Source organism: Actinokineospora sp. NBRC 105648 (genome assembly GCF_030269645.1).
In the GTDB taxonomy this organism is placed as follows: domain Bacteria; phylum Actinomycetota; class Actinomycetes; order Mycobacteriales; family Pseudonocardiaceae; genus Actinokineospora.
This window is the reverse complement of sequence record NZ_BSTR01000063.1, coordinates 20,655-41,683: the sequence shown is the minus strand read 5'-3', so window position 1 is coordinate 41,683 and position 21,029 is coordinate 20,655. Positions and strand designations below refer to the sequence as shown.

18 protein-coding genes are annotated in these 21,029 nt (G+C 70.8%); 11 read left to right on the top strand and 7 right to left on the bottom strand.

From position 1 onward, the window contains the following. Positions 1 to 475 precede the first annotated feature (475 nt). Positions 476 to 1,219: a hypothetical protein gene (locus QSK30_RS33200; RefSeq protein WP_285509065.1), complete on the bottom strand. Its 744-nt coding sequence runs from the start codon at positions 1,217 to 1,219 to the stop codon at positions 476 to 478. A gap of 249 nt (positions 1,220 to 1,468) precedes the next feature. Here QSK30_RS33200 and QSK30_RS33195 point away from each other — a divergent pair, with 249 nt between their 5' ends. Then, positions 1,469 to 1,900, top strand: a complete 432-nt coding sequence (locus QSK30_RS33195) for an NUDIX domain-containing protein (protein WP_285509063.1) — start codon at positions 1,469 to 1,471, stop codon at positions 1,898 to 1,900. 314 nt (positions 1,901 to 2,214) lie between these two features. Further along, positions 2,215 to 2,451, top strand: a complete 237-nt coding sequence (locus tag QSK30_RS33190; protein ID WP_285509062.1) for a hypothetical protein — start codon at positions 2,215 to 2,217, stop codon at positions 2,449 to 2,451. Here QSK30_RS33190 and QSK30_RS33185 read toward each other — a convergent pair. After that, the gene (locus QSK30_RS33185) at positions 2,435 to 4,231 is read right to left on the bottom strand and encodes a substrate-binding and VWA domain-containing protein (protein ID WP_285509061.1); all 1,797 of its coding nucleotides are present in this window, start codon (positions 4,229 to 4,231) and stop codon (positions 2,435 to 2,437) included. The genes QSK30_RS33190 and QSK30_RS33185 overlap by 17 nt on opposite strands. A gap of 76 nt (positions 4,232 to 4,307) precedes the next feature. Continuing rightward, positions 4,308 to 5,483 carry a homogentisate 1,2-dioxygenase gene (locus QSK30_RS33180; protein WP_285509059.1) on the bottom strand — a complete coding sequence of 392 codons (1,176 nt, stop codon included), beginning with the start codon at positions 5,481 to 5,483 and terminating at the stop codon, positions 4,308 to 4,310. 72 nt (positions 5,484 to 5,555) lie between these two features. Here QSK30_RS33180 and QSK30_RS33175 point away from each other — a divergent pair, with 72 nt between their 5' ends. The 3 genes from QSK30_RS33175 to QSK30_RS33165 are packed head-to-tail and all read left to right on the top strand — an operon-like array spanning position 5,556 to position 8,288. Further along, positions 5,556 to 6,422 carry a hypothetical protein gene (locus tag QSK30_RS33175; protein ID WP_285509071.1) on the top strand — a complete coding sequence of 289 codons (867 nt, stop codon included), beginning with the start codon at positions 5,556 to 5,558 and terminating at the stop codon, positions 6,420 to 6,422. Next, complete coding sequence (gene fahA, locus QSK30_RS33170; protein WP_285509057.1) at positions 6,419 to 7,609, top strand: fumarylacetoacetase; 1,191 nt, start codon at positions 6,419 to 6,421, stop codon at positions 7,607 to 7,609. The genes QSK30_RS33175 and fahA overlap by 4 nt, the downstream gene beginning before the upstream one ends. 49 nt (positions 7,610 to 7,658) lie before the next feature. Beyond that, entirely contained in the window at positions 7,659 to 8,288 is a 630-nt protein-coding gene (locus QSK30_RS33165; protein WP_285509070.1) for a helix-turn-helix domain-containing protein, read from the top strand. A gap of 268 nt (positions 8,289 to 8,556) precedes the next feature. Here QSK30_RS33165 and QSK30_RS33160 read toward each other — a convergent pair whose 3' ends face one another. Continuing rightward, positions 8,557 to 9,156 carry a TMEM165/GDT1 family protein gene (locus QSK30_RS33160; protein WP_285509055.1) on the bottom strand — a complete coding sequence of 200 codons (600 nt, stop codon included), beginning with the start codon at positions 9,154 to 9,156 and terminating at the stop codon, positions 8,557 to 8,559. A 310-nt stretch (positions 9,157 to 9,466) separates the two neighbouring features. On the opposite strand from QSK30_RS33160, the gene QSK30_RS33155 reads away from it, so the two are divergent. From QSK30_RS33155 to QSK30_RS33140, 4 genes are read left to right on the top strand one after another with little or no spacing between them, the layout of a single operon-like run. Next, entirely contained in the window at positions 9,467 to 10,993 is a 1,527-nt protein-coding gene (locus QSK30_RS33155; RefSeq protein ID WP_285509054.1) for a cytochrome ubiquinol oxidase subunit I, read from the top strand. Between the two features lie 10 nt (positions 10,994 to 11,003). Continuing rightward, positions 11,004 to 12,011, top strand: coding sequence for a cytochrome d ubiquinol oxidase subunit II (cydB, locus tag QSK30_RS33150; RefSeq protein WP_285509052.1), 1,008 nt, complete (start codon positions 11,004 to 11,006; stop codon positions 12,009 to 12,011). 11 nt (positions 12,012 to 12,022) lie between these two features. After that, complete coding sequence (gene cydD, locus QSK30_RS33145; protein WP_285509069.1) at positions 12,023 to 15,178, top strand: thiol reductant ABC exporter subunit CydD; 3,156 nt, start codon at positions 12,023 to 12,025, stop codon at positions 15,176 to 15,178. Between the two features lie 15 nt (positions 15,179 to 15,193). Then, complete coding sequence (locus QSK30_RS33140; protein ID WP_285509051.1) at positions 15,194 to 16,315, top strand: GAF domain-containing sensor histidine kinase; 1,122 nt, start codon at positions 15,194 to 15,196, stop codon at positions 16,313 to 16,315. Between the two features lie 706 nt (positions 16,316 to 17,021). Here QSK30_RS33140 and QSK30_RS33135 read toward each other — a convergent pair. The 3 genes from QSK30_RS33135 to QSK30_RS33125 all read right to left on the bottom strand — a co-directional run bounded on the left by QSK30_RS33135 (position 17,022) and on the right by QSK30_RS33125 (position 19,343). After that, on the bottom strand, positions 17,022 to 17,639 hold the full coding sequence (locus QSK30_RS33135; RefSeq protein ID WP_285509068.1) for a response regulator: 618 nt from the start codon (positions 17,637 to 17,639) through the stop codon (positions 17,022 to 17,024). A gap of 7 nt (positions 17,640 to 17,646) precedes the next feature. After that, complete coding sequence (coaA, locus tag QSK30_RS33130; RefSeq protein ID WP_285509048.1) at positions 17,647 to 18,582, bottom strand: type I pantothenate kinase; 936 nt, start codon at positions 18,580 to 18,582, stop codon at positions 17,647 to 17,649. 161 nt (positions 18,583 to 18,743) lie between these two features. Further along, positions 18,744 to 19,343, bottom strand: coding sequence for a macro domain-containing protein (locus QSK30_RS33125; protein ID WP_285509046.1), 600 nt, complete (start codon positions 19,341 to 19,343; stop codon positions 18,744 to 18,746). Positions 19,344 to 19,442: 99 nt separating this feature from the next. Here QSK30_RS33125 and pheA point away from each other — a divergent pair, with 99 nt between their 5' ends. Beyond that, positions 19,443 to 20,360 carry a prephenate dehydratase gene (gene pheA, locus QSK30_RS33120; RefSeq protein WP_285509044.1) on the top strand — a complete coding sequence of 306 codons (918 nt, stop codon included), beginning with the start codon at positions 19,443 to 19,445 and terminating at the stop codon, positions 20,358 to 20,360. Next, positions 20,357 to 20,965 carry a histidine phosphatase family protein gene (locus tag QSK30_RS33115; protein WP_285509042.1) on the top strand — a complete coding sequence of 203 codons (609 nt, stop codon included), beginning with the start codon at positions 20,357 to 20,359 and terminating at the stop codon, positions 20,963 to 20,965. The genes pheA and QSK30_RS33115 overlap by 4 nt, the downstream gene beginning before the upstream one ends. Positions 20,966 to 21,029 lie beyond the last annotated feature (64 nt).

Sequence of the window (21,029 nt, the reverse complement as noted above, 5' to 3'; positions counted from 1 at the left end):
ACTGGGTGAACTGGCGACGCACCCACCAAGCACGCTCACGCTGGTTCCACAAACGCACCAGACTCGCCCGCGACATCGAGAACACCCAGGTCAGCTAACAAATGGCGGCTGCCGTACTAGGCGACCGCGTGGGGAAAAAGCGTGGGGAGAAGGGCATCCCCACCACAGGTCAAGTTTAGCGGTCGCCTCCCCCCACGCGAAGGCAGTCCACCCAATCGAGCATGTCCGTAGCGGGTGTTGCGTTCCAGCGGGCTTGGGATTTAGGGATTTCGAGATTAGGGATTAGGAGATTGTGGCCGGGAGCCGGGAGCCGGGAGCCGGGAGCCGGGAGCCGGGAGCCGGGAATGGAATTGGGGCAGCGGGCCGGGACTGGAGTTGGGGCAGGGGAGGGGGCCGGGGCGGGGACTGGAGTTGGGGCTAGGGCTGGAGTGGGAGTTGGGGCTGGTGCTGGGTTCGGTGTCCGTCGGAGCCGATGTCAGCCGACTGTGCGGCGGGTGGTGGCTTCTGTTTCGGCTACGCCTGCTCGGATGCCTTCCAGCTGGTCCGCGAGCGCGGTGATCAGGTCGTTGTCGTCTTCGGGGAACTGGTCCGCTGTCGTGGAGAGCTCCACGACTCGGGCGACTAGGCCTTCCAGGCCGAGGGCGCCGGATTCCAGTTGTGCCAGGAGTTTTCCGTGTGCGCTGGAGAGTCGTCGGTGTACGTCGAGTTGGGCGCGGACTGACTCCAGGGATCGGTCCAGTTCTTCGTGCAAGTCTGGGTCGGCTGTCTCGCGGACCTTGGTGAGTCGGCGTTCGTCGCGTTCCAGCGTGGTCGAGTCGACTCGGGCGGTGGCTCGGCCGGTCATGGTTGCGCGGCCTGCGAGGCGGTGGAGGGTTCGGACGGTCTCGTTGATGCCGTCGGCCATGCCGGAGACCTGTTCGGCCAGGGGGCCCGCTACGAGGGAGCCGGCGATCGCGTCGAAGTCGGACTCGGCGGCGGTGGCTCGGGTGAACCAGGTGGCCTCGGGGGTGCCGGGGTCGACGGTGATCTTCGTGGCGGTGCTGGTGTTGGGCTCTTCGTCGCCGCGGGTGAGGCCGCCGACCAGGGCGCGGGCGGCCAGCACGACCACGCCGACGCCGACGGTGGCCGCCACCGGCAGGTGGATCGCCCAGGCGACCCCGGCGGAGCTGGCCGCCAGCAGCAGACCCCACGGATCCGCCAGTTCTCTCGCGTAGCCCATGCCATCTCTCAGAAGCCGCGGTAGTCGTGTCCGCAAATCCTAGGCGTTCCCGCGACGCCCGTGGGCGTACTGAGGACTGGTGTTGCTGTTCGGATACTCGGGCGTGCTGCCGAGGGCGGGGCGGGCGCGGCTCTGGGTGGCGGTTGATCACTGCTCGACCACTGGCTGCTCCCTGGCAGACCACGGCAGCCTGGGGGACGGCGGTAGCGTGCCGGTGTCTTTCGATCGACCTCGCGGAGCGCCTTCCGAATGTCCGACCGGCACACGATCATCGACGTGCACGTCCTCCTCGTCCGCCGAGGGCAGGTGCTGCTCACGCAGCGCCGTGGTGGCTACGGCGGCGGTATGTGGCACCTGCCCTCGGGCAAGCTCGACGCCGGTGAGTCAGTGCTCGCCGCGGCCGCCCGCGAGGCGTTCGAGGAGGTCGGCGTGATCATCGACCCGGTCGACCTGCGGCACGTGCACACCGTGCACGTCGCGGACTCGGGTCCGGTGCCACGGTTGGGCCTGTTCTTCGAAACCCCGCTGTGGCGTGGTGAGCCGGAGAACCGCGAACCGGGTAAGTGCTCGGCAGTCGAGTGGTTCGCCCTCTCCGCGCTCCCGGACGAGGTGATCCCGTATCCGCTCGCGGGCATCCGCGGCTACTTGGACGGGACTTCGTTCCACGCCACCGGGTGGTGACATCCACCCGCTCGCGTCCGCGGTGTCCAACTGGCGAGACACGAACAGCCGCCGCCGCACGGCGCCGACTGCGCCGGTGGGCAAGCGGGGATCACTGGTAGGTGGTCAACGCGGTCCTGCGGATGGGTGCGCCTTGGCGTGGCTCGCCGGGGCGGTGTGGGTCGTGGAAGGCGGCGCGTGAGCGGTCGCGGCTGTGTCCTGCGGTCTGCTCACCGAGGTTGTCTCGCGGCGGACGCCGCCGACCCAGCCTGCCCGACCCAGCCTGCCCGACCCAGGGCGACCCGCCGCGGGGCCGCGGCGGATCAAGGCAGGGGGTGGGGCCGGGCGCCGGTACCCGGTCGGGCGAGGCGTTCGCCGACCCGAAGGTCGCCGAGCTGCAGCGCACCGCCACCGACGTGCAGCGGGAGCTCGCCGACCTGTCCGACCGGGTCCGCGCCGTCGAGGATGAGCTGGCCCCGGTCGCGTGGCCGGGTGTACGAGCGCCGCGGGTGCCACCGGGGTGCTGCGGGTGCACCGTGCTGGGCCGGGGTTGGGTCAGAAGTTGGAGATGACGGCGGTGAAGACCTGGTCGATGGTGTCGGGTTTGGAGGAGTCGTAGGCGGCTGCGTTGGTGGACTCGGCGATGCGCTTGAGGACCGACAGGTCCGCGTCGCCGCCGTAGGCGATGGTGAAGAGGCGGACCGACGCGGTGGCGTCCTCGGACTGGAGCTTGGCCAGGAGGTTGTCGATGTCCAGGCCACCAGCGTCCTCGTTCTTGCCGTCGGTGAGGACGACGACGGCGTTGATGGCGTTGGGGTCGAGGTTGCGCTTGAGGTACTCGTGCGCGGCCAGGGACGTGTCGTACAGGCCGGTGCCCGCGGTGGGGACCAAGCCGTCCAGGCGGCTGCGCAGCGGTTCGCGGTTGGTGGTCATCGGGCCGACCGGGACCAGTTGCAGGTAGTCCTCCTGGCCGTTGAGCTTGGTGGAGAACATCCAGAGCCCGACCTTGTCGGTGTCGGCGAACTGGCCCAGTGAGCTGATCGCGGCCTGTTTCGCCAGGTCGAGGCGGGTCTTGCCGGTGCCCTCCACCGCGCCGCCCATCGAGCCGGACACGTCGACCACGAGCAGCACGTTCGCGGGTTTGCGCAGCTGGGCCCACGAGGTCAGCAGCTTGTCCAGCACCGGGGGAGCGGGCGGGGTGAGCGCGTTGAGGGTGACCTCGGGCAGGGCGCCGTTGTCCTTGGTGACCTGCCCGGACGCCTTGCCGTCGAAGGAGCGGAAGCCCTGGTCGGCGAAGCGCTTCTGCGCCTCGGCGCCGCGCAGGTAGCCCAGGAAGTCGGCGGCCACCTGCTTCTTCACCTCGTCGGCCCAGGCCAGCACGGTGAACGGGTGGTCGGAGACCAGGGTGCCGTCGCTGGGGTAGATGGCGGCCAGCGGCACCTTCGGCTTGCCGTGCTGGCCGAGCGTGGTCGGGTTGCCGGTGGGGTTGCCCTGGTTGTAGGCGACCAGCGAGTTCTCCTCGACCGCGACCGCCGAGATGTAGGACAGGGCCGCGCCCCGGTCGTCGGCGCGCTGCAGGTTCGACAGGAACGTCAGCGTCGTGTCGCCGTAGTGCACGATCGACTGCTCGACCCCGCGCACGAACGACTGCACCTCGGGCTTGGCCAGCACCGCCTCGGTCAGGTCGGACGAGGTGCCGGTGGCGGCGAAGTAGGCGCCGATGGTGGCGTTGAGGCCGGAGGTGGACAGGTTCGGGTTGGTCTTGCCCAGCCGGAACGCGCCCCACTCCGGGTGGCCGTACTTGGCCCAGCCCGCCGGGTCGGTGGCCAGCGCGGCCAGGTCGCGCCAGCCCAGCGGCTTGTCCGGCCAGCCCAGTGCCTCGGCCATCGGCTTGGGCATGGCGATCACCAGCGGCGCGGTGACGATCGAGGCGGGCTTGTCGGCGGTGAGCACCCCGGACTTGTCGCTGGCGGTGAGCCGCTGCTGCAGCAGGGTGACCCAGCCGGAGGCGGCCGGGGTCCACACGTCCGGGCGCGGGCCGTCGACCGACTCGTCCCAGCCCTTGGCCAGCGCCTGCATGGCCGCGCCCGAGCTCTTGGACTTGACCAGCACGTCGACGCACTTGCCCGCCACCGTGCGGCCGCTGTAGTCCTTGGCCAGCTGCTCGACCAGGCCCACCTTCTCCGGCGAGGACGCGACCCGCAGCTGCACCGCGTTCTCGGTGCACTTGACCTGCTCGGCCCCGTCCTCGTCGGAGGACGAGGTGATCGCGCGCAGCCCGAGGATCAGCCCCAGCGCGACGGCCGCGGCCACCACGAAGGAGATGATCTTCCCTCGGTTCGAGCTTGCCATGTGGTCCTCCCCTGCTCGACCGCCATTATGGGCTGGCCGCGATCAAGCGCGGGGGGAGTTGTCCACATGTGGTCCGTCAGGACCAGTCCGGGCCCCGCTTGCTCCACGACCAGGCGTAGCGCGGGTCCTCGCTGTCGGCGGCGGCCTCGCCCAGGTCGAGCGGGCGGAAGGTGTCGACCATGACCGCGGTCTCGTCGAAGTAGTCCGCGCCGATCGAGGCCTCGGCCGCGCCGGGCTGCGGGCCGTGGGTGAACCCGGACGGGTGCAGCGACAGCGAGCCGACGGCGATGCCGGAACCCTTGCGCGCCTCGTAGTCGCCGCCGACGTAGAACATCAGCTCGTCGGAGTCGACGTTGGCGTGGCTGTAGGGCACCGGGATCGAGTCCGGGTGGTAGTCGACCTTGCGCGGCATGAACGAGCACACCACGAAGTTCGGGCCCTCGAAGGTCTGGTGCACCGGCGGCGGCTGGTGGATCCGGCCGGTGATCGGCTCGAAGTCGGTGATGTGCATCGCCCACGGGTACAGGCAGCCGTCCCAGCCCACTACGTCGAACGGGTGGTTCGCGTAGGTGAACCTCGTCAGCCCGGCGCGGTGGCGGACCAGGACCTCGACGTCCTCGCCCTCGACCAGCAGCGGCTCGGTGGGGCCGCGCTGGTCGCGCTCGCAGTAGGGCGAGTGCTCGAGGAACTGCCCCTTGGCCGAGAGGTACCGCTTGGGCGGTCCGATGTGCCCGGCCGCCTCGACGATGTAGAGCCGGAGCTCACCGTCGGGCACCACGCGGTAGGTGGTCGAGGTGGGGATCACCAGGTAGTCGCCGTCGGAGACGCGCAGCGCGCCGTAGATGGTCTCCACCGTCCCGCTGCCGCCCTGGACGTAGAAGAGCTCGTCGCCCACCGCGTTGCGGTAGAGCGGGCTCGGGGTGTCCGCGACCACGAAGGCGATCACCACGTCGGCGTTGCCCAGGAGGGTCCGCCGGTTGGTGACCGCGTTGGCCCCGGCGGACCACTTGAGGGCCTGGGAGCGGAAGTGCCGCGGCTTGAGCGGGTGGTTGGGCACCAGCGGGCCGCGGAAGTCGGGTACGACCTCCGCGTCGACGATCGCGGTGGGAAGGTGGCGGTGGTAGAGCAGAGCCGAGTCGGAGGAGAAGCCCTCGACGCCCATCAGCTCTTCGGCGTAGAGCTTGCCCTCCGGCGACCGGAACTGGGTGTGCCTCTTGCGGGGGATCGCCCCGACGCTGCGGTAGTGCGGCATTACTCCTCCGAGAAAATGTCCGTCTAGCGGACATCTTTGTTCAGTTGGCGGTACGCTACTAGCGTGTCAGCCGTGTCAAGCGCAGCTCCTCTCCCAGCGCCCGGTCCTCGAGGCATCCCGCCGCTCTTCGCGCGGCTGGTCGACGACGCCGCCCTCTTCCCCCCAGGCAACGCGACCATGCCCGACGCGGTGCGCCTGCACCTCGCGGGCCGCGAGGGCGACCACGCGGGCGTGATGGGCCTGTTCCTGTGTCAGGCGTCCCGCCTGCCCGAGCTGATCACCGAGTTGGTGAAGGCGAAGCCCACCAAGCCGGTGGCGCTCTCGCTGGTGATCGACACCGGGCTGGGCGGCGTGCCCAAGGCGCTCTCCATCGTCGAGTCGCGGGCCGAGCTGCTCGCGCTGCGGATGGTCGAGATGCCCGCCCCGGCCGACGTCGACGACGTCTGGCTGGAGCGGGTGAGCGAGTTCGTGCCCGAGGACGTCATCCGGGTCGTCGAACCGCGCCGGGGCGGTGTCGAGTGGCTGGAGGGCATCCGCCGGGTCGTCGCGCACGGCAGCTGGCCCAAGATCCGCTGCGGCGGGCTGAGCCGGGAGACCTTCCCCAGCATCGACGAGGTGGCCGACTTCCTGGCGGTGATCAGCGCGGGCGAGGCCTCGTTCAAGGCGACCGCCGGGCTGCACAACGCCGTGCGGCACACCGACGCCGAGACCGGGTTCGTCCACCACGGGTTCCTCAACCTGCTGGTGGCCACCGCCCGGCTGCTCTCCGGCGGCGACGTGCGCGCCGCGCTGGCCGAGACCGACGGCGCCAAGCTCGCCGAGGAGGCCGCGGCGCTCTCCGACCAGGCCGCGCACGCCGTGCGCGCGGTCTTCGGCTCGTACGGGTCGTGCTCGCTCAGCGAGCCGGTGGCGGATCTGGAAGGGCTGGGCCTGCTGTGAGCTGGATCGACGACCCCGCGTTCGCCGCCGACAAGCCGTTCGGGCCGCAGACGCTGCCCTACGGCGTGGTGGAGACCGCCGACGGACCCGCCGTCGCCGTGCGCGTGGGTGACCACGCGTTACCGCTGCGCCCGATCGCCGACGAGTTCAGCCAGGAGCTGGCCGAGCTGGTGTCGGCCGACTCGCTCGACCCGCTGCTGGCCGCGGGCCGCCCGGCCTGGTCGGCGCTGCGGGCCCGGCTGCACGAGCTGGTGACCGCCACCGCGGCTCCCGACGGCGCCGAGCTGCTGCCGCTGGCCGAGACCCGCACCCGCCTGCCGTTCACGGTGGGCGACTACGTCGACTTCTACTCCTCGCGCAACCACGCGGAGAACGTCGGCAAGATGTTCCGCCCGGACGGCGACCCGATCCTGCCCAACTGGTCGCACCTGCCGGTCGGCTACCACGGCCGCTCCGGCACCGTCGTGGTCACCGGCACCGACGTCGAGCGCCCGTCCGGCCAGCGCAAGGGCGACGACGGCCCGGTGTTCGGCCCGAGTGTCCGGCTCGACATCGAGGCCGAGATCGGCTTCGTCTGCGGCGGTCCGGTGGCCCGCCGGGTGTCCACCTCGAACGCGGCCGACCACGTCTTCGGCGTGGTCACCGTCAACGACTGGTCCGCCCGCGACATCCAGGCCTGGGAGTACGTGCCGCTCGGCCCGCACCTGGGCAAGTCGTTCGCCACCTCGGTCGGCGCCTGGATCACCCCGTTGGAGGCCTTCGCGGCCGCCCGCGTGCCGGTGCCCGACCCGGGCCACCCGCGGCTGGACTACCTGGTCGAGGACTCCTCGTGGGGCCTGGACATCGACCTGGAGGTCCGCTGGAACGGCACCGTGGTGTCGCGCCCGCCGTTCGCCGGGATGGCGTTCTCCTTCGCCCAGCAGCTGGCGCACATGACCGTCAACGGCGCCACCGTGCGCCCGGGCGACCTGTTCGCCTCCGGCACCGTCTCCGGCCCGGAGAAGCGCCAGCGCGGCTCGTTCCTGGAGCTGAGCTGGGGCGGCAAGGAGCCGCTCACCCTCGACGACGGCAGTGAGCGCACCTTCCTCCAGGACGGCGACACCGTCGTGATCACCGCGACCGCCCCCGGCCCGGACGGTTCGGTGATCGGCCTGTCCGAGGTCGCCGGGACGATCGTGGGGGCCTGAGGTGCCTGGCATACGGTCCACGGGGCCGGTCACCAGGGCCGCGACCCCGGTGGCCAAGGAGAGCTCGCTGACCCTCGACCGGGGGCTGGCGCTGCTGCAGGCGGTGGCCGACTCCGACACCGAGGCACCGACGATAAGCGACCTCGCCGCCTCGATCGGGGCGAGCCGCGCCGCGGTGTACCGGCTGCTCGTGCCGCTGCAGGCCCGCGGGCTGGTGCGGCGCGAGGGCTCGAAGGTCCGGCTGGGCCTCGGGCTGCTGCAACTGGCGGCGAAGGTGGCCCCTCAGCTGCGGGTGGCGGCGCTGCCCGCGCTGCGGGAACTGGCCGAGGCCGTCGGGGCGACCGCGCACCTGACCGTCGCCGACGGCGACGAGGCGCAAGCCGTCGCGGTGGTCGAGCCGTCGTGGACGGCCTACCACGTCGCCTACCGGGTGGGCACCCGGCACGCGTTGCACAAGGGCGCGGCGGGCAAGGCGATCACGTTGCGCGCTGATGATCCCGGCTGGATCGGGACGCTCGGGGAACTGCAGCCCGGCGCCTACGGGATCGCGGCGCCGGTGCGCGGAGTGCCGGGGTTGCGGGCGAGTGTGGGCGTGGTGACGTTCGAGCCGTTGGAGGGGGCGGTGGTGGGGCCGAAGGTGGTCACCGCCGCTGCCCTGATCGCTGATTCCTTGCGTTGAGCGCGTTGGCTCGGCTTTCTTTCTTTGAGGTGGCACCCGTGTGTGCCCACAAGTAAGAGGTGGGCTCGATCTGGTGGACTGCCTTTGCGTGGGGCCCCTAGGGACCCTGCGTGGGGAAAAAGGGAGGGGTGAAGGGATCCCCACGCCACAGCGAGTTTGCAGGGTCCCCCACCCCACACAAAGGCAGTCCACCAGATCGAGCAGAGAACGTCGGGGGCCGCCGGTACCAGCGGGGTCGGCTTTCTTCAAGAAAAAGGCCAAAGGGTTCCTAGCCCCAGATGGCCTCGTACAGGGCTAGTAGGGCGAAGGCGGCGAAGACCACTCCTGCGACGCGTTGGATCAGGTGGGGCTTGATCCTTGCGGCGATCTTGCTGCCGACCAGTACCGCGATGCCCGCCACGGTGACCAGTGCCAGCCAGGCGCCCAGGCCCACCCAGATGGGTTCGGCGTATTTCGCCGTGAGGCCTGCCGTCGCGATTTGGGAAGCGTCGCCCCATTCCGCCGCGAACAGGACGCCGAACGAGGTCAGGGCGGCGCGGCGGAAGCTGACTGTCGGGTTTGCCGCCGTGTCCTCGGTTTCGTCTTCTTCTTGCTTGGAGAAGCCCTCTTTCAGCAGGAAGAAAGCGCCCAGGGCGAAGAGGAGCGCTACTACGGCGGCGACTACCTGGTCCGGTAGCAGCGTCAGTACGCCGCCGAAGGCTGCCGCGATCACGCATTGGACCGCGAAGGCCGCGCTCACGCCCAGGAACACCGGCCAGGGGCGGTAGCGGGTGGTGAGGATGAGCGTGGCCACCAGGGTCTTGTCCGGCAGTTCCACGGCTAGTACCAGCGCGAACGCGCTGGCGAAGGCGATCAGGGCGGTTCCCACATCAGTCCTCTGCGTCCGGGCCCGGACGGAGGAAGGCGAGTCTTCTCCGACCGGGCATGTCTCAACCCGGCCGGAGGTCTCGTTCGCCCGCGCTGGACGCGGGTGAGGCACCGGACTCTCGCGAGTCAGTATGTCGATGTCCTCGCCGGGCCGCAGGATCACGGCCGCGGGAACTACTCCCCTCAGGCCCGACGATCCTAACCCGGTTCGTGCCCGGTGGGCACGTGGGTCCGCTCACGGGACCTACGTCCCGTTCGGACAGGACCGGGGCACCTGCCGCGCTGGTCGGGATCGGCGGATCGTTCCCGGTGTGGACGTACTAGACCTCGCGCGGTGGCAGTTCGGGATCACCACCGTGTACCACTTCCTGATGGTCCCGCTGACCATCGGGCTGTCCGTGCTGGTGGCGGGCATGCAGACGGCGTGGGTGCGGACCGGGGACGTCAAGTACCTGCGGATGACGAAGTTCTGGGGGAAGTTGCTGCTGGTCAACTTCGCGATGGGCGTGGTGACCGGGATCGTGCAGGAGTTCCAGTTCGGGATGAGCTGGAGCGAGTACTCGCGGTTCGTGGGCGACGTGTTCGGGGCGCCGCTGGCGATGGAGGGGCTGGTCGCCTTCTTCGTGGAGTCGACCTTCCTGGGGTTGTGGATCTTCGGCTGGGACCGGCTGCCGAAGCGGGTGCACCTGGCGTGCGCGTGGGCGTTCAGCCTGGCCACGGTGGCCTCGGCGTACTTCATCCTGGCGGCGAACTCGTGGATGCAGCACCCGGTCGGGGTGGAGCTGGTCGACGGGCGGCCGCGGCTGACCTCGATCTGGGCGGTGCTGGGCAACAACACCGCGCTCACCGCCGTCCCGCACACCGTGGCGGGCTGCTTCGCGGTGGCGGGGGCGTTCCTGGTGGGGGTCGGGGCCTGGCACCTGTGCCGTCGGCGCGATGACGACGGTCCGGTGTGGCGCGCGTCGGTGAAGCTGGGCGGGTGGGTCGGTGCGGTGGCGTTCTCGGCACTGGCGATCACCGGGGACGCGCAGGGCAAGCTGATGTTCGAGCAGCAGCCGATGAAGATGGCGGCCGCGGAGGCGTTGTGCCACAGCGAGTCGCCCGCCGGGTTCTCGATCTTCGCGATCGGCGACGTGGGCAGGCCGGACTGCGAGAACGTCAAGTCGATCACGCTGCCCGCGCTGCTGTCCTTCCTGGCGCACAACGACTTCAGCACCGAGGTGCGCGGGATCCAGGACCTGGTCCCGCAGTACCAGGCGGAGTACGGCACCAACTACCCGGTGGACGAGCGGCTCGGCGAGCTCTCCGGCCAGCCGATCGACTACGTGCCCAACCTGCCGGTGACCTACTGGGGGTTCCGCCTGATGATCGGGTTCGGCGCGCTGTCCGCGTTGGGCGCGGCCGGGGTGCTGTGGCTGACCAGGGGCGGACGGGTGCCGCGGGGGAAGTGGTTCCCGCGCTTGGCGTTGGCGGGCATCGCGACGCCGTTCCTGGCCAACAGCTTCGGGTGGATCTTCACCGAGATGGGTAGGCAGCCGTTCGTGGTGGCGCCCAACCCGTCCGGTGTGGACGGTGTGTGGCTGTTCACCGCGCGCGGGGTGTCCGGGTTGTCCGTCGGTGAGGTGTGGACGTCGCTGGTGGCGCTGACGCTGGTCTACGCCGTGCTCGCCGCGGTCGAGGTGTTCCTCATCGTGCGCTACACCCGGGCGGGGGTGGCCGGGGTGCTGCCGCCCGACAAGCCCGACTCTGGCGCTGGCTCCGGCGCTGACTCTGGCTCTGGCTCTGGCTCCGACTCTGGTTCCGACTCGGACGAGCGTCCGCTCGCCTTCGCCTACTGAGGAGGTCGTCGTGGATCTCGCCGTCGTCTGGTTCTGCGTGATCGCCCTGCTGTGGCTGGGCTACCTGTTCCTGGAGGGGTTCGACTTCGGTGTCGGCATGCTGCTGCCGGTGCTGGCGGCGGACGACACCGAGCGGCGCGTCCTGGTCAACACCATCGGGCCGGTGTGGGACGGCAACGAGGTGTGGCTGATCGTCGCGGTCGGGGCGACCTTCGCCGCGTTCCCCGGCTGGTACGCGGCGCTGCTGAGCGCGATGTACCTGCCGGTCCTGCTGGTGCTGCTGGGACTCATCGGACGCGGGGTCGCGTTCGAGTACCGGGGGAAGGTCGACTCCGAGCGCTGGCGGCGCACCTGGGACCGGGTGATCGTCGCCGGTTCCCTGCTGCCCGCGCTCGGGGTCGGCCTGCTGGTGTCCACGACGGTGTTCGGCCTGCCGCTGGACGCGGCGGGCAACCGGGTCGGCTCGCCGTTCGCGGCGATCAGCGGCGCGGGGGTGCTGGGGGCGGTCGCGCTGGTGGGGTTCGCGCTGGTGCACGGGGCGGTGTTCGTCGCGCTGAAGACCGACGGCGACATCCGGCACCGGGCGCGGGCGCTGGCCGGGCGGTTCGGGCCGTGGGCGCTGGTCCCGCTGGGGGCGTTGCTGGTGCTGGCGCAGCTGGCGTCCGGGTCGGGGTGGACCTGGGGCGCGGTGGGGGTGGCACTGGCGGCGGCGGTGGTCGCGTTCGCCCGGCTGGGGGTCGGGCGAGAGGGGCAGGCGTTCGCCGCGCTGGGGGTGCTGGTCGCGGCGTCGGTGGTGGCGTTGTTCGGGGCGCTCTACCCGGACGTTCTGCCGTCCACTGTAGACCCGGCGTACTCGCTCACGGTGGCGGGTAGCGCTTCGAGCCCGTACACGCTGACGGTGATGAGTTGGGTGGCCCTGTTCGGGACGCCCGCGGTGCTCATCTACCAGGGGTGGACGTACTGGGTGTTCCGCAAGCGGGTCAGCACCGCGCACATCCCGCCGGTGCGCGTGCCGTGAGCACACCGCAGATGAGCTCTCCCGGGCGGTCACGACCCGCCAGTCGGCCCGGGAGGGGCCCGCTCGGCGCGCTGCCGGGGTTGTCCCCGTCGGCGCGCCGAGCGCTGGTCCTCTGTGGAGTGTTGGCGGTCGGCACGGCCGTGGCGCTGGTGGTGCAGGCGTGGGCGCTCGCGGTGGCGTTGACCGAGGGCCGGCTGGTGGCGGTGTTCGCCGGGGCGGTCGTCGTCCGGGCGCTGCTGGGGTGGGCGACGCGGGTGGTCGCGGCCCGGGCGGCGGCCGGGGCGAAGGCTGAGCTCCGGGCGGTGCTGCTGGACCGGGCACTGGCGCAGGGGCCGGAGTGGATCGAGGAGCGGGGGCCTGGGGAGCTCACCGCCCTGGCGACGCGCGGTCTTGACGCACTCGACGCGTACTTCGGCGTGTACCTGCCCGCGCTGGTCACAGCGGCGGTGACGCCGCTGGGCGTCGGGGCGGTGCTGCTCGCCGTGGACTGGCCGTCGGCGGTGGTGGTGGCGTTGACGGTGCCCCTGATCCCGCTGTTCGCGATCATCATCGGGCGCTACACCGAGGACCGGGTCGGGCCCGCCGCAGCGGCGGTCGAGCGGCTTTCGGGGAGCCTGTTGGAGCTGGTCAGGGCATTGCCGGTGCTCACGGCGTTCCGTCGGGCGGCTGCTCAAGGGGAGACGGTGCGGGCTGTGTCGCAGGCGCACCGGCGCAGCACGCTCGGGGTGCTGCGGGTGGCGTTCTCGTCGGCGTTCGCGCTGGAGTTGGTGGCGACCCTCTCGGTGGCCCTGGTGGCGGTGGTGATCGGACTGCGGCTGGTGTCGGGGGACCTGTCGTTGGCAGTGGGGCTGTTCGTGCTGATCGTGGTGCCGGAGTGCTACTTGCCGTTGCGGGCGGCGGGGGCCGCGCACCACGCGAGTGAGGAGGGGCTGGAGGCGGTTCGGCGGGTGGCCGAGGTGCCCGTCGCCGAGCCTGCCAGTGGTCTCGCGGTGGCGGACTTCGCCGAGCTGAAGATCGAGAACCTGCGGGTGCGGCGTCGGGACCGGTACGCCCCGGACGGCCTTTCGCTCACGGTCCGCCCGGGCGAGATCGTTCGACTGGACTCCCCCAGCGGCAGCGGCAAGTCCACCCTCTTCTCGGTCCTGCTCGGCTTCGTCTCCCCCGCGGCGGGCTCTGTGTCGGTCAACGGAATCCCCCTATCAAATATCGATATAACGTCATGGCGACAAATGGTGGCCTGGCTCCCCCAGCGGCCGACTTTCGCTTCCGCGACGGTCGCTGAGGAGATCGAATCGTCGGATAGTTCACTCGTTCACCTGTCTAACCTTTCACTTGTTCACTTATTGAATAGTAGGATCGTTGAACAATCGGTCGGCGAACAGCAGCGAGTGGCGCTGCTGCGGGCGCTGGCGCGGTCGGGCACCCGGCTGCTGCTGCTCGACGAGCCCACCGCGCACCTGGACCCGGTCACCGCCAGGCGGGTGATGGCGACGATCCAGCGGGTCGCCGACAGCGGGGTCGCGGTGATCATGGCGACGCACCGCGAGGTCGAACCGGTTGTCCAGCAGGTTCCGGTGGGTGAGGTCGTGGCGGTCGGCGAGGCGCAGTACGCGCCTGGTTCGGGGCTGCGCGGACTGGTCAGCGGTCGGACGGTCGCCGGGGCGGCGCTGGGGGCGGCGGCGCTGATGTGCGGGGTGCTGTTGACGGCGCTGTCCGCGTGGCTGATCGCGAAAGCGGCACAGCAACCGCCGATCCTGGTGCTCTCGGTCGCCGTCGTCGGGGTGCGCGCGTTCGGCCTCGGGCGCGCCGCACTGCGCTACGTCGAGCGGTTGGCATCGCACGACGCCGCCTTCCGCACGGCCACCGACCTGCGGGTCCGGTTGTGGGACGCACTGGTCCGGCTGGGCCCGGCGCGCACCTTGGCGCTGCGCCGGGGCGAGGGTTTGCGCAGGCTGGTGGACGATGTTGACACCGTCCGCGACCTCACGCCCCGGGTGATCGCGCCGCCGTTGGTGGCCTTGGGCGCCTGCGTCGCCGCCGTCGCCGTGGAGACGGTGATCTTGCCCGCCGCTGGTGCCGTGCTTGCGGTGGCGGTCGTCCTGGCGGGGGTCGGCGCGCCACTGCTGACCATCGCCGCCGAGCGGCGGGCCGCCGTCGCGCTCGCTGAGGGCAGGCGGACCGTTGCCACGACCGTGCTCACCTTGCTGACGGGCGCCGCGGACCTGATCGCGTTCGGCAGGCACACGTCCTACCGCGCCGCCGTCGCCGCGGCCGACGCAGACCTGACCGCCCAGGGCAGGCGCGAGGCGTTCGGTGCGGGGGCGGGCCAAGCCCTGGTCACGCTGCTGCTCGGTTTGGCGGCCGCAGGCAGCGTGCTCTGCGCCACGGGCCTGGACCCGGTGCTCGTCCCGATCGTCGCCTTGGTCCCGCTCGCCCTCGGCGAGGCGCTGGCACTGCTACCACCCGCCGCCACCCACCTCGCCGTGCTCCGGGCCGCGTACGGCCGACTCACCGCCGTGTGGGACCAGGACGCGTCACCGGAGCAGGAACCCACGCGCAGCGATCACCTGCGGCTGAACGGCGTGACCGTCCGCTGGCCAGGAGCGGCGCGGCCCGCGTTGTCCGATGTGGACATCGACATCGCACCCGGCACCCACCTCGCCGTCGTCGGGCCGTCGGGTGCGGGCAAGTCGACTCTTTTGGCCCTGTTGCTGGGATTCCTGACGCCAGAGCGAGGCACGGTGGCCCGGCCGCCGACCGTCGCCTGGTGCCCGCAAGATCCGATGCTGGTCTCCACCAGCGTCCGCGAGAACCTCCGCTTGGCCGCCCCCACCGCGACCGACGACGACCTGCGGGCCGCCCTGGTCCGCGCGGGCCTGCCCGGCTTCGACCTCGACGCCCGCGCCACCGCCGTCTCCGGCGGGGAAGCCCAGCGGATCGCACTGGCCAGGGCACTGCTCGCCGACGCCGACGTGGTCCTGCTCGACGAACCCACCGCGCACCTCGACGCGCCCACCGCCGAGAAGGTCCTCGCCGACCTGCGCCGAACGCTCGCGGGCCGCATCGTGGTGCACGTGACCCACCGCCCCGAGGAAGCCGCTGCCGCCGACGTCGTGCTGGAGGTCTCCGGCCGGACCGTGCGACGGCGTGAACCGGTCGGGGCCTAACCTGGGATGCACCTCATGGACCCCACCCTGGCCGCGCGGACCCTCACCGCGTCCACCGAAATCGCCACAGCGGCGCTGTCCGGCCAAGACCCGGACGCGGTGCTGCACCTGGTCGTGCGCGCCGCCGCCGAACTGGCCGAGGCCGACCTTGGCCTGGTCATGGCAGGCGCAGGCGAAGGCTCGCTGACCGTCGAGGCCGCACACGGCGCCCGCGACTTCGACCCGGTCGGCCTGGTCCTGTCCCAGCGCTCCTCCGCGGCCCGGGTGGCCCGCAACGGCATCCCGATCGTGGCCGACGACGTGATCACCGATCCGCGCACCGCGCCTTACGTGCCGCAGGAACTGCGCGGGTACGGCCCCTTCGCGGCGGCCCCGTTCGGCACGCGCGAGAGCCGACTCGGCGCACTCACCGTCTACCGGCGTCGGAACGGGAAACCCTTCACCAGCACGACTGTGGACGTGCTCACCGCCTTCGCCGCACAAGCGGGACTGGTGCTGGCCCTGGCCGAGGGCACCGCGGCCAGGGCCCGCCTCGGCGTCTACGAGGAACGCGAGCGCATCGCCCGAGATCTACACGATGTGATCGTCCAACGCCTCTACGCGGCAGGGATGCAACTGGACCTCCTCGCCCGAAGGCCCACCAAGAAGCTCGCCAAACCCGACGCCACCCGCCTCGGCGAAGCCGTGGACCAGCTGGACGCGGCCATCGCCGATGTCCGCTCCGTCGTCCGCACCCTGCGCAACCCAGACCCGGTACAACCCACCGACCTCGCCGAATCCGCCCGGGCCGAGGTCGCCACGGCCCGAGAACTCCTCGGCTTCCAACCAACCTTCGAGATCATCGGCGACCTCACCGACCTCCCGGTAGCGGTCGCCGACCACCTCCGCGCGGCCCTGCGCGAGGCACTGTCCAATGTGGTCCGACACGCAGGCGCAGGCCGAGTCGCCGTCCGCCTCCGCCGCGACCCGGACCGAGTCCGCCTGACAGTCGCCGACGACGGTTGTGGAATTCCGCAGGGCGTCACCCAACGCGGCCTCAAGAACCTCCGAGAACGCGCGGAACACAGCGGCGGACATTGCGAAGTGAAGTCATCACCACGCAGCGGAACAACAGTAAGCTGGGAAGTCCCAACCTGATGAAGGCTCATTTGACCTGGCGCTAGATGGCCTTTCCTCAGCTCTCCTTCTGCGCTCTACCTCTGTCTCCCTCTGTCTTTCCCTGTCCACCCATCAAACCGCAGCGGTGAGGCCGACCCGGCTGGAAAGCAAGTCCCGTTACGGATGCTCGATCTAGTGGACTCGCTTCGTGTGGGGGGAGAGCGCCGCTAAACTTGCCGTGGGTGGGGATGCCCTTACCCTGCCCTTTGCTCTCCACCGCGGTGCTCTAGGGGCCCCGCACGAAGCGAGTTCACTAGATCGAGCCCCTATCTTTTCCTCGGGCAACCCAAGCGACGAGCCACCGTAGAAGGTCGACCGTAGGTCGGCGTGCGGCACACCCCACGAGCTGCCCGAGTAAGAGCGGGGCTCGATTGGCTGGACTACCCTCGCGCGGGGCCCCTAGAGCACCGCGGTGGTGAAAAAAGGGCGGGTGAAGGGCATCCCCACCACACGGCAAGTTTAGCGGTGCTCTCCCCCCACACGAAGGCAGTCCACCCAATCGAGCACAAACGTAACGGGTGTTGCGTACCAGCGGGCTCGGCATTTAGAGATTTCAAGATAAAGTCGTAGATTGAGCCTGGGGGCTCGGGTTGGGCTTCAGGTTGGGGATTGAGGTTGAGATTGGGACTGCGGTTGGCGGGGGGAGGGGGCGGTGATTGTGGGCTAGCCGAGTTCCCTTTTCTGCTTAGGGTTTTCTGCGTGCGTACCAAGCGACTGCCTGGGTTCTGCGTTCCATGCCCAGTTTCGCCAGCACCGACGTCACGTAGTTCTTCACCGTCTTCTCCGCCAGGAACAGTCGTTCCGCTATCTCCCGGTTGGACATGCCCTCGCCCACCAGTTCCAGCACTGATCGTTCGCGGTCGGTCAGTGTGGACAGTTCGTCGGTCTCGGCTGTGCGGCGCATGCGGTCCAGGACTCGGGCCGTTGTGATCGGGTCGAGTAGTGAGTGGCCTGCCGCTACTTCTCGTACCGCGTTGACCAGGTCTTGGCCGCGTACCTGTTTGAGCAGGTAGCCCGCTGCGCCGGCCATGATTGCCTCGACCATGGCTTGTTCGTCGTCGAACGCCGTCAGCACCAGGCAGGCGGGTGGGGTGGGTAGGGCGCGCAGGGAGCGGCACAGTGAAACCCCGTCGCCGTCCGGGAGGCGGATGTCGATGACGGCCACGTCGATGTCGGTCGCCCGGACCAGGGCCTCGGCGACGCTGCCCGCCTGTGCGATGACCGCTATGCCTTCCTCGCCGTCCAGCAGATCGCGCAGGCCGCGTCGGACGACCTCGTGGTCGTCTACCAGCAGTACCCGGATCACGGGGTCAGAGCTTACGGAGTCGGACGCGCGTGATCCGGTGGTCCGGGCCCTTGCGCAGGACCAGGGTCGCCCGGGGGCGGGTGGGCAGGATGTTGGTGACCAGGTTCGGCTCGTTGATCTGCTTCCACAGCCGGGTCGCCTCGGTCTGGGCCTCCTCGTCGGTCAGGCCCGCGTAGTGGTGGAAGTGCGATGCCGGGTCGGCGAAGGCCGTGTGCCGCAGGGCCAGGAAGCGGTCGATGTACCAGCGTTCGATGTCGTCGGAGTGGGCGTCGACGTAGATCGAGAAGTCGAACAGGTCCGAGACCGCCAGCCGGGCCCCGGGCTGGAGCACGTTGAGGCCCTCGACGATCAGGATGTCCGGCCTGCGGACCACCTGCTCCTCACCGGGCACGATGTCGTAGGCCAGGTGCGAGTAGACCGGCGCGCGCACCTCCTCGGCGCCGGACTTCACCTCCGAGACGAACCGGAGCAGCGCTCGGCGGTCGTAGCTCTCCGGGAAGCCCTTGCGGCCCATCAGGTCGCGGCGGGTCAGTTCGGCCTTGGGGAACAGGAACCCGTCAGTGGTGACCAGGTCGACGTGCGGGTGGTCCGGCCAGCGGGCGAGCAGGGTGCGCAGCAGGCGGGCCGTGGTGGACTTGCCGACCGCGACGCTGCCCGCGACGCCGATGACGAAGGGGACCTTGTCGGCGGCCTTCACGTCCTCGCCGAGGAACTCGATCGTGGAGGCGTAGAGCCGCTGCCGGGCGGCCACCTGCAGCGAGATGAGCCGGGACAGCGGCAGGTAGACGTCGACGACCTCCTCGAGGTCCACCGGGTCGCGCAGACCGCGCAGCCGCACCAGTTCCTCGAGGGTCAGCGGGAGCGGGGTGGACTTGCGCAGTTCCCGCCACTGCTCGCGGCGCAGTTCCACGTACGGGCTGAGCTCGCGCACCCGCGCCATGTGCGGACTCCTCGCGCCGGGGTGTGGTGGGCGTACCTGCGTCAACGTAGGTGCTCCGAGGGGTTTCGCGCTGTGACCGAATGCACCGATCGGGGGACAACAGGTGTGGCGCACATGACGTCGCGTTGAACGCCGTACCCGTGAAACAGTGTCTGACCTGCTCAGACGCCGAAGACCTCGTCCCACGCCGCCGCCAGCTGGCGGGCGCACACCTGCGGCGGGACCTGCCCGATCCCGGTGCCCAGGCCCGGCATGGCGACTGTGGTGACCACCGACCGGACCGGCCTGCCGTCGTCGAGCACGCCGTGGCGCCACAGCCGGAACACGGCGCGCGCGGCGAGGTAGGGGTGGACGGTCTCCGGCGCGAGCGTCTCGCTCGGTTCGCGCATCGTCGGCGCGGTGATCAACCAGGCGGGCTCGGCCACCTCGGTGGGCACGATCAGGGCCTCGCCCACCGGGAGCTCGCCGCCGTGGAAGGCGAGCACCGCGCTGCGCACCCGCTGTTCGATGGCCGGGAAGGAATCCGCGTAGACCGCGTCGACGCCGCCGCGCATCCAGCCGTAGGAGTTCGCCGGGGAAACAACGGCTTGCGCGCGAACGTCCAGTACGGAACCGCGGTGGACCCGCAGCTCCGGTCGGCCCGCCGCCGCGCTGTCCCAGGCGGTCGCCAGCGGCTCGGATACCGCGCACAGGACCAGTTCGAGCGCGCCGGATGCCCGACGGGGCGCCGCCGCCGTCCCGGTTTCCGAATCCGCGGTCACCGTCCCAGCATGGCATCTTGAGGACACTCGGGGTAACCGCCGTTTGGTAACCGCCGCCACATCCGGGGGGCTCGCCGGGCGGTGCGTACTGTGGGCCGGGTGCCGAGAATCGCCTACTTCGGGCCCAGGGGAACGTTCACCGAGCAGGCCGCCAGGGCACTGCTGCCCACCGCCGAGTTCGTCGCGGTGCCCACGATCCCCGAGGCCGTCGCCCAGGTGCGCGGGGCGCGCGCCGAACTGGCCTGCGTGCCGATCGAGAACTCGGTGGAGGGCGCGGTGTCGGCCGCCATGGACACCCTCGCCGCCGACGACGTGCCGGTGCTGGCGATCGCCGAGCACCTGCTGCCGATCCGGTTCTCCGTCCTGGTGCGGCCCGGCCTGACCGCCGCCGACGTGCGCACCGTGGCCAGCCACCCGCACGCGCTCGCCCAGGTGCGCCGCTGGGTCGAGGAGAACCTGCCGAACGCGGTCACCCGGGTGTCCGACTCCACCGCGAGCGCGGCGGTCGGTGTGCTGGAGGGGACCTTCGACGCCGCGGTCACCGCGCCGGTCGCCGTCGAGCACTACCCGCTGGAGGTGCTGGCCACCGGGATCGCCGACGAGCCGGACGCGATCACCCGCTTCCTGCTGCTGGCCCGCCCCGACCAGCTGCCCGCGCCCACCGGCGCCGACCGCACGTCGGTGATCGTCGTGGTGTCGCACCGGCCGGGCGAGCTGGCCGCGATCCTGACCGAGCTGGCCACCCGCGGGATCAACCTGACCCGGATCGAGTCGCGCCCGCTGCGCAACCGGTTCGGCGAGTACCGGTTCTACCTCGACTTCGACGGCCACGTCGCCGAGCGCCGGGTCGGCGAGGCGCTGAGCGCGCTGCGCAGGCGCAGCCAGCGGGTCGTGTTCCTGGGCTCCTACCCCAAGGCGGAGGGCGTGGTCTCCCCGGTCACCGCGCCCAACCGGGACGCCGACTACGCCGAGTCCGCCGAGTGGCTGGCCGCCATCCACCGCGGGGAGGACGTGTGACCGCGCGGCTGATCCTCGCCCGGCACGGTGAGACCCCCGCCAACGTGCGGCACGAGCTCGACTCCCGGCCACCCGGCCCACCGCTGACCGAGATGGGCCGCAGGCAGGCCGACGCGCTCGCCGAGCGGCTCGCGGGCGAACCGGTGGTGGGCGTCTACGCCAGCGTCGCCGTCCGCGCCCAGGAGACCGCCGAGCCGGTGGCCAAGCGGCACGGCCTGTCCGTCGAGGTCGTCGAGGGCATCCACGAGATCCAGTGCGGCGACCTCGAGGGCCGCTCCGACGCCGACGCCCTGCGCGCTTTCGGCGAGGTGTACACGAGGTGGACCGAAGGCGACCTCGCGGCGACGATTCCCGGTGGTGACAACGGAGAACTCCTCCGGGCGCGCTACCTTCCCGCGATTGAGCGAATTCTGGCGTGCCACGACGACGGGCTGGTCGTGGTCGTCAGCCACGGTGGGGTGATCCGGTTGGCCGCGGAGTGGATGGCCGACAACGTCGGTCCGCAACTGGCCTACGCCCAGCTGTTGCCCAACACCGGCCATGTGCTGCTGGAGAACCGGGGCGGCGGCTGGCACGCGCTGGAGTGGACCGGAGTCGATCTCTGAGTCACCGCCCCCGGTTGTCGATCCACCATCCGGGGGACGGTCCGCTTTGCGAAAATCGCACCGG

Bases quoted from the DNA above. Each gene is read 5' to 3' on its own strand.
- QSK30_RS33185 (WP_285509061.1), bottom strand. From the start codon at position 4,231: ATGGCAAGCTCGAACCGAGGGAAGATCATCTCCTTCGTGGTGGCCGCG.
- coaA (WP_285509048.1), bottom strand. From the start codon at position 18,582: ATGGCGCGGGTGCGCGAGCTCAGCCCGTACGTGGAACTGCGCCGCGAG.
- QSK30_RS33180 (WP_285509059.1), bottom strand. From the start codon at position 5,483: ATGCCGCACTACCGCAGCGTCGGGGCGATCCCCCGCAAGAGGCACACC.
- QSK30_RS33200 (WP_285509065.1), bottom strand. From the start codon at position 1,219: ATGGGCTACGCGAGAGAACTGGCGGATCCGTGGGGTCTGCTGCTGGCG.
- cydD (WP_285509069.1), top strand. From the start codon at position 12,023: ATGAGCTCTCCCGGGCGGTCACGACCCGCCAGTCGGCCCGGGAGGGGC.
- QSK30_RS33195 (WP_285509063.1), top strand. From the start codon at position 1,469: ATGTCCGACCGGCACACGATCATCGACGTGCACGTCCTCCTCGTCCGC.
- QSK30_RS33140 (WP_285509051.1), top strand. From the start codon at position 15,194: ATGGACCCCACCCTGGCCGCGCGGACCCTCACCGCGTCCACCGAAATC.